The sequence below is a fragment of the Streptomyces sp. NPDC054932 genome, assembly GCF_053610205.1.
This window is the reverse complement of the sequence record NZ_JBSGXU010000236.1, coordinates 1-10,221: the sequence shown is the minus strand read 5'-3', so window position 1 is coordinate 10,221 and position 10,221 is coordinate 1. Positions and strand designations below refer to the sequence as shown.

The window sequence follows — 10,221 nt, the reverse complement described above, 5'->3', positions numbered from 1 at the left end:
ACAACCCCCCCCCGCGCCGCCCGGCCGGTTTAAATCGGGGGGGGGGGGTGTAAACCCCCCCCCGGGGGGGGGGGGGTGGCGGGGGGGGCGCCGCCCGGGGGCCCCCCCCCCCCCCACGTCAACACCCGGTGACCGGGTGGACGATCCGGTTCAGACGAAGACCGCGAGGGACTTCGCCTTTCCGTTCTTGCTCTCGACGAGCCCGAGCAGCTGGCCCTGCGGCCCGAAGACCGCGACCGTGCGGCCGGCCTCGTACTCCTGCGGCATGTCGATGCGCACGCCGTTGGCGAGCAGCGAGGCCCGCCGGGCGTCCAGGTCCCAGCGCGGGAAGGCCGCTGCGGCCGCCTCGCCGATGGGCATGACGGTCAGCTCCTCCTGGAGCTGGTCCAGGGTGCGCGCCCGGTCGAGCTTGTAGGGGCCCACCCGCGTGCGGCGCAGCGCGGTCAGGTGCCCGCCGACGCCGAGGTCGGCGCCCAGGTCGCGGGCGAGGGCGCGGATGTACGTACCGCTGGAGCAGACGACGGAGACGACCAGATCGACGACCTTCGTGCCGTCCTCGGCCTCCGCCTCCCGCATGTCGTACACCTGGAACGACGAGATGGTCACCGGCCGGGCCGGGATCTCGAAGTCCTCGCCGTCGCGGGCACGCTTGTAGGAGCGCACGCCCTTGATCTTGATCGCGCTGACCTTGGACGGGACCTGCATGATCTCGCCCGACAGCTTGGCGACGCCCGCGTCCACGGCGTCCCGGGTGACCCCGGTGGCGTCCGTGGTGGAGGTGATCTCGCCCTCGGCGTCGTCCGTCAGGGTGTTCTGACCCAGACGGATCGTGCCGAGGTACTCCTTCTCCGTGAGCGCGAGGTGGCCGAGGAGCTTGGTGGCCTTCTCCACGCCCAGGACGAGCACGCCGGTCGCCATCGGGTCGAGGGTGCCGGCGTGGCCCACGCGGCGGGTCTTGGCGATCCCGCGCATCTTGGCGACCACGTCGTGCGAAGTGAAGCCGGACGGCTTGTCGACGATGACAAGGCCGTCCGGAGTCTTCCCTGCGTTGGTGCTCATTCCGCGGCTGCGTCCTCGTCGTCCTCGCCCGGCTTCTTGTACGGGTCGGCGTCGCCGGCGTACTGGGCGCCGGAGGAGACCTCGCGCACCTGGGCGTCGGAGGTCCGTGCCTTCTCGAGGAGGTCCTCGATGGTCTTGGCGTTCTCCGGGAGGGCGTCCGCGACGAAGGTCAGAGTGGGCGTGAACTTGGTGCCCGCCGCCCGGCCGACCGCGGAGCGCAGTACGCCCTTGGCGCTCTCCAGGCCCGCTGCCGCGCTGGCGCGGTCCTCGTCGTCGCCGTAGACCGTGTAGAAGACCGTGGCCTCCCGCAGGTCGCCGGTGACCCGGGTGTCCGTGATGGTCACGTGCGTACCGAGGCGGGGGTCCTTGACTCCGCGCTGCAGCTTCTCCGCCACCACCTCCCGGATGAGGTCCGCCAGCTTCTTCGCCCGCGCATTGTCGGCCACTGGTCCGTCTCCTTCTTATGTCTTGCTATCAGTCTTCATCACCGTGGAGGCGCCGTCGTACGGACAGCAGCTCCACTTCCGGACGCGCCGCTACCAGCCGCTCACAGCGGTCCAGTACGTCCGAGAGGAACCCCGCGTCCCCGCTCACCAGAGCGACTCCTACCCGCGCCCGGCGGTGGAGGTCCTGGTCGCCCACCTCGGCCGCGCTCACGGAGAATTTCCTCTGGAGCTCGGCGACGATGGGCCGGACGACGGAGCGTTTCTCCTTCAGCGAGTGGACGTCGCCGAGGAGCAGATCGAAGGACAGAGTCCCCACGTACATGCAGTTCCGGATATCCCGCCGGTGCGGGTTCGGTGGCCTGCCGGGCCGTCGCCCGGCAGGATCACCCGGCGCTCGCGCGGCCGGGTCACCAGAACCGTACACGCAACGGCCGGGGCCGATCGACGGATATTCCGCCGACCGGCCCCGGTGTTACGAGCTACGACACGCTGCGGTGTGCCACGCGCTTACGCGCGGGGCTTCTCGCGCATCTCGTACGTCGCGATGACGTCGTCGATCTTGATGTCGTTGAAGGAACCGAGGTTGATACCACCCTCGAAGCCCTCGCGGATCTCGGTGACGTCGTCCTTGAAGCGGCGCAGACCGGAGATGGTGAGGTTCTCGGCGACGACCTTGCCGTCGCGCAGGAGCCGCGCCTTGGTGTTGCGCTTGACCTCGCCGGACCGGATGAGGACACCGGCGATGTTGCCCAGCTTGGACGAGCGGAAGATCTCGCGGACCTCCGCCGTACCGAGCTCGACCTCTTCGTACTCCGGCTTGAGGAGACCCTTCAGGGCCGCCTCGATCTCCTCGATGGCCTGGTAGATCACCGAGTAGTAGCGAACGTCGACGCCCTCGCGGTCCGCCATCTGCGCGGCACGGCCGGCCGCACGGACGTTGTAACCGATGACGATGGCGTCGGAGCCCATCGCCAGCGAGATGTCGGACTCGGTGACCGCACCCACACCGCGGTGCAGGACCCGGATGTCGACCTCTTCACCGACGTCGAGCTGGAGCAGCGAGGACTCGAGAGCCTCGACCGCACCGGACGCGTCGCCCTTGATGATGAGGTTGAGTTCCTGGACCAGACCGGCCTTGAGCACGGAGTCGAGGTCCTCGAGGGACACGCGACGGACGCGCTTGGCGAAGTTGGCGTTGCGCTCACGCGCAGCACGCTTCTCGGCGATCTGACGGGCCGTACGGTCCTCGTCCACGACGAGGAAGTTGTCGCCGGCGCCGGGGACGTTGGTGAGACCCAGGACCAGGACGGGGGTCGACGGACCCGCTTCCTCGACGTTGTTGCCCTTGTCGTCGAGCATGGCGCGCACGCGGCCGTAGGCGTCGCCCACGACCATCGTGTCGCCGACGCGGAGGGTACCGCGCTGGACGAGGACGGTGGCAACGGCACCGCGGCCGCGGTCGAGGTGGGACTCGATCGCAATACCCTGAGCGTCCTGCTCCGGGTTGGCGCGCAGGTCGAGCGAGGCGTCGGCGGTGAGGACGACGGCCTCGAGCAGGGAGTCGATGTGCAGACCCTGCTTGGCGGAGATGTCGACGAACATCGTGTCGCCGCCGTACTCCTCGGCGACCAGACCGAACTCGGTGAGCTGACCGCGCACCTTGACCGGGTCGGCGCCCTCGACGTCGATCTTGTTGACCGCAACGACGATCGGGACGCCGGCGGCCTTGGCGTGGTTGAGCGCCTCGATCGTCTGCGGCATGACGCCGTCGTTGGCCGCGACCACGAGGATCGCGATGTCGGTCGACTTCGCACCACGGGCACGCATGGCGGTGAACGCCTCGTGACCCGGGGTGTCGATGAAGGTGATGCGACGCTCTTCGTCGTTGACCTCGGTGGAGACCTGGTACGCACCGATGTGCTGCGTGATGCCGCCGGCCTCGCCCGCAACGACGTTCGTCTTGCGGATGGCGTCGAGCAGTCGGGTCTTACCGTGGTCGACGTGACCCATGACGGTCACGACCGGCGGACGCGGCATGAGGTATTCCTCGCCGCCCTCGTCCTCGCCGAACTCGATGTCGAAGCCCTCGAGGAGCTCGCGGTCCTCTTCCTCCGGGCTGACGATCTGGACGACGTAGTTCATCTCGCCGGCCAGCATCTCGAGCGTCTCGTCGGAGACGGACTGCGTGGCAGTGACCATCTCGCCGAGGTTCATCATCACGGCGACGAGCGACGCCGGGTTGGCGTTGATCTTCTCCGCGAAGTCGGTGAGGGAGGCACCGCGCGACAGGCGCACGGTCTCGCCGCCACCGCGCGGCAGCATCACGCCGCCGACGGACGGGGCCTGCATGGCCTCGTACTCCTGGCGCCTCTGACGCTTGGACTTGCGACCACGACGGGCCGGACCACCGGGACGGCCGAAGGCACCCTGCGTGCCACCACGGGCACCGGGACCACCGGGACGACCACCGAAGCCGGGACGACCGCCGCCACCGGCACCGGCCGGACCGCCGCCGAAGCCGCCGCCACCGGGACGCGGGCCGCCGAAGCCGCCACCGCCGCCGGGACGCGAGCCCGGACCGGCCGGACGACCGGCGAAGCCGCCGCCCGCGGGACGACCGGCACCGCCGGGACGACCTGCGCCACCCGCACCGGGACCACGGCCACCGGGGCCGCCACCGGGACGGGGACCGGGACCACCGGCAGCGGGACGCTGCGGCATCATGCCCGGGTTCGGACGGTTACCACCGGGAGCACCACCGGGACGCGGGGCGCCGCCCTGCGGACGCGGCATGCCGCCCGGGGTCGGACGGGCGCCGCCGGGACCCTGCGGACGCGGAGCGCCGCCGGGACCACCCTGCGGGCGGGGAGCACCCTGGCCGCCACCGGCGCCGGGGGCACCGGGACGGGGCGCGCCGGCCGGACGGGGCGCCTGCGGGCGCGCCATGCCGGTGGAGCCGCCGGAGGTGAAGGGGTTGTTGCCCGGACGGGGACCCGCCGGACGGGCACCCTGCGGACGCGGCGCCTGGGAGCCGGGGGCTCCGGCGGGACGCTGCGTCTGAGCACCGGGAGTGGCGCCGGCCGGACGCGGGGCGCCCGGACGGGCACCGCCCTGGCCACCCTGACCCTGGGCCGGACGCTGCTGCGCCGGACGGGGGCCGGGAGCCGCGGCGGGACGCTCGGTGCGCGCCGGGGCGGCCGGGGCCGCCGGAGGCGCGGAGAACTCGGTCGCCACAGGCGCCGCCGGAGCGGGCTTCGGGGCGGCCGGAGCCTTCGGGCCGGGACGCGGGCCGGAGGCGGCCGGAGTCACCGGGGCGGGCGCGGCGGCGGCCGGAGCCTCCGCGACGACCGGCTTGGGGGCCGGTGCGCCGGGCTTCGGCGCAGCGGGACGTGCAACGGCACCCGGGGTCGGGGCCCCGGGCTTGGCGGGGGCAGCCTTGCGGGGCGCACCCGGCTTCGCAGCGGACTTGCCGGCGTTGCCGCCGGGGCCCTGCAGTGCGTCAGTCAACTTGCGTACAACCGGCGCCTCGATCGTCGAGGACGCCGAACGGACGAACTCACCGAGTTCCTGGAGCTTGGCCATGACGACCTTGCTCTCAACTCCGAACTCCTTGGCGAGTTCGTATACCCGGACCTTAGCCACTTCGCTCCTTTTAGGTCCGGGTTACGCCGGACCGTCGCTACTTCATGGGCGTACTCATCGCGTACTCATCGAGTGCTCATCGCAATCTCGACCTACTTCCAACTCGCGAGGTACCTGACCGCACGGGGTATCCGTGCCGTACTACTTCATTACGGTGTGCCCGGCCTCACCGGCCACGGCTTTGCGCAGGTTCTCCGTGTCGAGCGTTCCGGCGGACCGAAGGGCCCGGGGGAACGCACGTCGGCGGATCGCCTGGTCGAGGCAGACCACGGCAGGGTGCAGGTAGGCACCCCTTCCCGGCCTCGTACCGCGTGGATCGGGGACGCAAGCGTCCCCGTCCGCCACGATGCGCAGCAGATCGTTCTTGGCCGCTCGCTCCCGACACCCCACACAGGTGCGTTCGGGGCATGCGCGGGCTTGCGTCCGGCCAGACACGCCTAAGTCTACCTCCCCGCACCGACCTCTCTCCCGACAAGTGACGGGGGAAAGATCGAACGGCTGTCGTGTTGTCTTGTATCCGCCGCCACAGCAGCGGCCGCAGAGCCTGTCTACCGTCCGGGAAGCCCCGGACGGTACAGGTTTATTCCCCGCCCCGATCCCGGTCCGTGTCCGGGGACACCTCGGTGTCGGGACGGATGTCGATGCGCCAGCCGGTGAGGCGAGCGGCGAGGCGGGCGTTCTGGCCCTCCTTGCCGATGGCCAGCGACAGCTGGTAGTCCGGCACGGTCACCCGGGCGGAGCGGGTGTCCCAGTCGACGACCTCGACCTTGCTCACCCGGGCGGGTGACAGGGCGTTCGCGACCATCTCCGCCGGGTCGTCCGACCAGTCGACGATGTCGATCTTCTCGCCGTGCAGCTCGGCCATCACGTTGCGCACGCGGCTGCCCATCGGGCCGATGCAGGCGCCCTTCGGGTTGAGGCCCGAACGGGTGGACCGGACGGCGATCTTGGTGCGGTGACCGGCCTCACGGGCGATCGCCGAGATCTCGACGCTGCCGTCGGCGATCTCCGGGACCTCCAGCGAGAAGAGCTTCTTCACCAGGTTGGGGTGGGTGCGCGAGAGGGTCACGGACGGACCGCGGACGCCCTTCGCCACCCGCACGACGTACGCCTTCAGGCGCAGACCGTGCGTGTAGTCCTCGCCGGGGACCTGCTCCTGCACCGGCAGGATGGCCTCCAGCTTGCCGATGTCGACGAGGACGTTCTTGGGGTCCTTGCCCTGCTGGACGACGCCGGTGATGACGTCGCCCTCACGGCCGGCGAACTCGCCGAAGGTCAGGTCGTCCTCGGCGTCGCGCAGACGCTGCAGGATCACCTGCTTGGCGGTCGTCGCGGCGATCCGGCCGAAGTCCGACGGGGTGTCGTCGAACTCCTTGGGTTCCTGGCCCTCTTCGAGGTCCCTCGGGTCTTCCGTCGCCCACACGACCACGTGACCGTTGGTGCGGTCCAGCACGACGCGAGCGCGGCGGAAGCTCCCCTCGGTCCGGTGGTACGCGATGAGGAGGGCCGACTCGATCGCCTCGACGAGCAGGTCGAAGGAGATCTCCTTCTCCCGGACCAGACCCCGCAGGGCACTCATGTCGATGTCCACGGCTACGCCTCCTCTTCCTTCTTGTCCTTGCGGTTGAACTCGATCTCGACACGCGCCTTGGCGATGTCGGTGAATGCGATGCGGCGGGCGGTCGCCTTGCGGCCCTTCACGCCCGGGACTTCGAGGTCCAGGCCCTCGTCGTCGGCTTCGAGAATGCGGGCGATCAGTTCCCCGCCCTCGGCCAGCTGGAACTTCACGAGGCGGCCGATCGCCCGTACGTAGTGACGGTGCTCGGTCAGCGGGCGGTCGGCGCCCGGCGAGCTCACTTCGAGGACGTACTCGTCCTCACCCATCACATCGGTTTCGTCGAGCTTGTCGGAGACCTCGCGACTCAGCTCGGCACACGCGTCCAGCTCCACGCCCTCGTCGGAGTCCACGATGATCCGCAGCATCCGGCGCTTGCCCGCCCGTGACATCTCGATCTCTTCGAGGTCCAGGCCCTTGGCGGCGACGAGCGGCTCCAGCAGTCCGCGCAGCCTGTCGCTCTGGGTGGTGCTCATCCGGGTGACTCCTCGGCCGCGTGTGCTGTTGTGGTTTCCGTCGTGTGTCAGGTCAAAGGGTATCCGGTGTCGGAGGGTGTTGCCGTCAGCCCTGTGGACAGAGCCCCGGGTACCGTGATCCCACCCTGCCCCGCCACCAGCCGCTTCATCACCCGGAGGACGTCGCCGTGCCCTGGACTCTGCCTTCGAGACCCTCGCGCAGGAGCCTGCTCGCCGGTGCGGCGGGTGCGGCGGGTGCCGCCCTGCTGACCGGGTGCTCCGACGGCCGCCCGACCGACGCCGACGTCACGATTCCACTCGAACGGCGGATGCGGGAGGCAGCCGTTCGTGACAGTACGCGACTGGTGGAACGTTACGACGCCACTTCGGCCGCCCATCCGGCCCTGGCCGGACGGCTCGCTCCGCTGCGCGCCGCCGTCGCCGCGCACGCCGCGGCCCTGTCCCTCACCCCTTCCGCCCCGCCGTCCCCCTCCGCGTCCCGGTCCGGCGGTACCGGGGCCGCCGCGCCCGCGGCGACCGGTGAGCCGGTGCCGCCGAAGCCCGACGAAGCCCTGGCCGCGCTCGCGGACGCCGAGCGCAGCCTGGCCGAGCACCGGACCATCGACCTGGCCGGGGCTCCCGGGGAGCTGGCCCGGCTGCTGGCCTCGGTGGCCGCCTGCGGCGCCGTACACGCGTACCTGCTGACCTCGACCCCCGGAGCCGCGTCGTGAAGCCCGAACCCTCCCCCGCCGGGCGGGCCCTGGAGGCCGCCCAGGCCGCACTCGCCGCCGAGCACGCGGCCGCGTACGGCTACGGGGTGATCGGCGCCCGGTCCGCCGGCGCCCGTGCGACGCAGGCCCGGGAGGCGTACGGCGGCCACCTCGCGCGCCGGGACGCGCTCGCCCGGACCGTCCGGGAGCTGGGCGGATCGCCCCGGCCCGCGGAGGCCGCGTACGCCCTGCCGTTCCAGGTGCGCACCCCGGCCGACGCCGAGCGGCTGGCCGCCGAGATCGAGGACCGGGTGGCTGGCGCGTACTCCGATCTGGTGCGTGCCTCGGAGGGTCCGCTGCGCCGCGAGGCGGCCGACGCGCTGAGCGCGGCGGCTGTGCGCGCGGCACGCTGGCGTGGTGTCGGCGTAGCCTTCCCTGGGCTCGCGGAACGCGCTGACGAGGCGCAACGGGCCCAGCACAGCTGAAAGGGACCACGCACGCATGGCTTTCGAACCGCCGCAGCGGCTTGTACGGGCGCTCGGCGAGATGCCGGAAACGGCGCAGGACACGGACTGGCTGGGGCAGTTGCCCCGACTCACCGAGGCCGCGCTGTCCCGGCGCGGGGTCCAGGCCCGGCGGGTGCAGGCCCCGGGCGGCCGCAGCAGCCTGGTGGTCCTCGTCACGTACGCCGACGGGACCCCGGCCGCGCTCAAGCTGGCGCCCCCGCACGCCCGGCCCGACCGGGAACTGGCCGCGCTGGCCCACTGGGGCGGCTTCGGGGCCGTACGCGTCCTCGACACGCGCCATCACGACGACGACGGGGCGCTGCTGCTGGAGCGGCTGCACCCCGAGGTGTCGCTGCGTTCGCTCCCGGAGGCGAAGGCCCTGCTGGAGGCCAGCGGCACGCTGCGCAGGCTGTGGGTGGCGCCGCCGGCCGGGCACCCGTGGGAGACGGTGGCGGAGCGCACCGAGCAGCAGTCCGCGGTTCTGCGGGCGGCCCCGGCCGAGACCCGCGCCCTGGCCGAGACGGCGCTGGCGATGCGCGCGGAGCTGGTGGCGGCCCCTCCGGAGGAACTGCTGCTCCACGGGAACTTCCGGCAGGGCAAGGTGCTGGCGGGAGAGCGGGCTCCGTGGCTGACGGTGGGTCCCGATCCGCTGGTTGGCGAGCGGGCGTACGACCTGGCGCGGCTGGTCCGGGACCGGCTGGAGGACCAGGTGGCCTCCTCCGCGGGGGCGGCCGGTGCCCGGCGCCGGGTGAACAAGCTGGCGGACGCGCTGGAGGTGGACCGGGACCGGCTGCGCAGCTGGACGCTCTTCCGGGCGGTGGAGTCGGGCAACCGCGCGCTGGCGGCCGGGCGGCGCCGGGACGCGGAGCTGCTGCTGGAGTTCGCGGCCTGGCTGTAGGCGGCGTCCGGTCGATCATGCACCCCCCGGGGCATACCGTAGAGAGGAAGGTATGTCCGGCAGGGGGCCGTCATGGTCGAAGAACTGCTGACAGCGGCCATCGCCACGGCTGCGGGCGTCGCGGTCTACATGGCCGCCGCGGCCCGGGTGGTCAAGCAGTACGAGCGGGGCCTGGTCTTCCGCTTCGGCAGGCTGCGGGAGGAGGTACGGCCTCCCGGCTTCACGGTGATCGTTCCGGTGATCGACCGGCTCCGCAAGGTGAACATGCAGATCGTGACGCTGCCGGTGCCCGCGCAGGAGGGCATCACGCGCGACAACGTCACGGTGCGGGTGGACGCGGTCGTGTACTTCAAGGTCGTCGACCCGGCGAGCGCGGTCGTGGCGGTGGAGGACTACCGCTTCGCCGTCTCGCAGATGGCGCAGACCTCGCTCAGGTCGATCATCGGAAAGTCCGACCTGGACGATCTGCTGTCGAACCGGGAGATGCTCAACCAGGGCCTGGAACTGATGATCGACAGCCCGGCGGTGGGCTGGGGCGTGCAGATCGACCGGGTCGAGATCAAGGACGTCTCCCTGCCGGAGACGATGAAGCGGTCGATGGCCCGGCAGGCGGAGGCCGACCGTGAGCGGCGGGCCCGTGTGATCAACGCGGACGCGGAGCTGCAGGCCTCGCACAAGCTCGCCGAGGCGGCGGAGGTCATGTCGGAGCAGCCGGCGGCGCTCCAGCTGCGCCTGCTGCACACGGTCGTGGCGGTCGCCGCCGAGAAGAACTCCACGCTGGTTCTGCCGTTCCCGGTGGAGCTGCTGCGCTTCCTGGAGCGCGCGGCCCCGCCGCCTCCGGCGGTGGCCGCGCGGGAGGAACCGGCCCCGGCCGGCCCGGCTTCCGAAGG

The 10,221-nt window shown here is 71.8% G+C and carries 11 protein-coding genes; 4 read left to right on the top strand and 7 right to left on the bottom strand.

The features are described 5' to 3' along the window. Nucleotides 1-150: 150 nt before the first annotated feature. The 7 genes from truB to rimP all read right to left on the bottom strand — a co-directional run bounded on the left by truB (nt 151) and on the right by rimP (nt 7,238). The gene (truB, locus tag ACWGE1_RS36695; RefSeq protein WP_453424799.1) at nt 151-1,059 is read right to left on the bottom strand and encodes a tRNA pseudouridine(55) synthase TruB; all 909 of its coding nucleotides are present in this window, start codon (nt 1,057-1,059) and stop codon (nt 151-153) included. Then, nucleotides 1,056-1,505, bottom strand: a complete 450-nt coding sequence (gene rbfA / locus ACWGE1_RS36690) for a 30S ribosome-binding factor RbfA (RefSeq protein ID WP_030651161.1) — start codon at nt 1,503-1,505, stop codon at nt 1,056-1,058. The genes truB and rbfA overlap by 4 nt, the downstream gene beginning before the upstream one ends. Before the next feature lie 28 nt (nt 1,506-1,533). Further along, the gene (locus ACWGE1_RS36685; protein WP_150259788.1) at nt 1,534-1,827 is read right to left on the bottom strand and encodes a DUF503 domain-containing protein; all 294 of its coding nucleotides are present in this window, start codon (nt 1,825-1,827) and stop codon (nt 1,534-1,536) included. Between the two features lie 185 nt (nt 1,828-2,012). Beyond that, a complete protein-coding gene (gene infB / locus ACWGE1_RS36680; protein WP_453424798.1) occupies nt 2,013-5,147 on the bottom strand; it encodes a translation initiation factor IF-2 in 3,135 nt (1,044 codons plus the stop codon). 141 nt (nt 5,148-5,288) lie between these two features. Next, nucleotides 5,289-5,582, bottom strand: coding sequence for a YlxR family protein (locus ACWGE1_RS36675; protein ID WP_453424797.1), 294 nt, complete (start codon nt 5,580-5,582; stop codon nt 5,289-5,291). 145 nt (nt 5,583-5,727) lie between these two features. After that, the gene (gene nusA, locus ACWGE1_RS36670) at nt 5,728-6,738 is read right to left on the bottom strand and encodes a transcription termination factor NusA (RefSeq protein WP_453424796.1); all 1,011 of its coding nucleotides are present in this window, start codon (nt 6,736-6,738) and stop codon (nt 5,728-5,730) included. A gap of 2 nt (nt 6,739-6,740) precedes the next feature. Further along, nucleotides 6,741-7,238, bottom strand: coding sequence for a ribosome maturation factor RimP (gene rimP, locus ACWGE1_RS36665; protein WP_030718678.1), 498 nt, complete (start codon nt 7,236-7,238; stop codon nt 6,741-6,743). A 167-nt stretch (nt 7,239-7,405) separates the two neighbouring features. Here rimP and ACWGE1_RS36660 point away from each other — a divergent pair, with 167 nt between their 5' ends. The 4 genes from ACWGE1_RS36660 to ACWGE1_RS36645 all read left to right on the top strand — a co-directional run. Continuing rightward, nucleotides 7,406-7,948 (top strand): hypothetical protein, encoded by a 543-nt coding sequence (locus tag ACWGE1_RS36660; RefSeq protein WP_453424795.1) that lies wholly within the window; start codon nt 7,406-7,408, stop codon nt 7,946-7,948. Continuing rightward, nucleotides 7,945-8,412 (top strand): ferritin-like domain-containing protein, encoded by a 468-nt coding sequence (locus ACWGE1_RS36655; RefSeq protein ID WP_453424794.1) that lies wholly within the window; start codon nt 7,945-7,947, stop codon nt 8,410-8,412. The genes ACWGE1_RS36660 and ACWGE1_RS36655 overlap by 4 nt, the downstream gene beginning before the upstream one ends. A 16-nt stretch (nt 8,413-8,428) precedes the next feature. Next, nucleotides 8,429-9,331: an aminoglycoside phosphotransferase family protein gene (locus tag ACWGE1_RS36650; RefSeq protein ID WP_453424793.1), complete on the top strand. Its 903-nt coding sequence runs from the start codon at nt 8,429-8,431 to the stop codon at nt 9,329-9,331. 72 nt (nt 9,332-9,403) lie between these two features. Then, nucleotides 9,404-10,221, top strand: an 818-nt coding sequence (locus ACWGE1_RS36645) for a slipin family protein (protein WP_453424792.1), incomplete at its 3' end; no start/stop codon positions are given.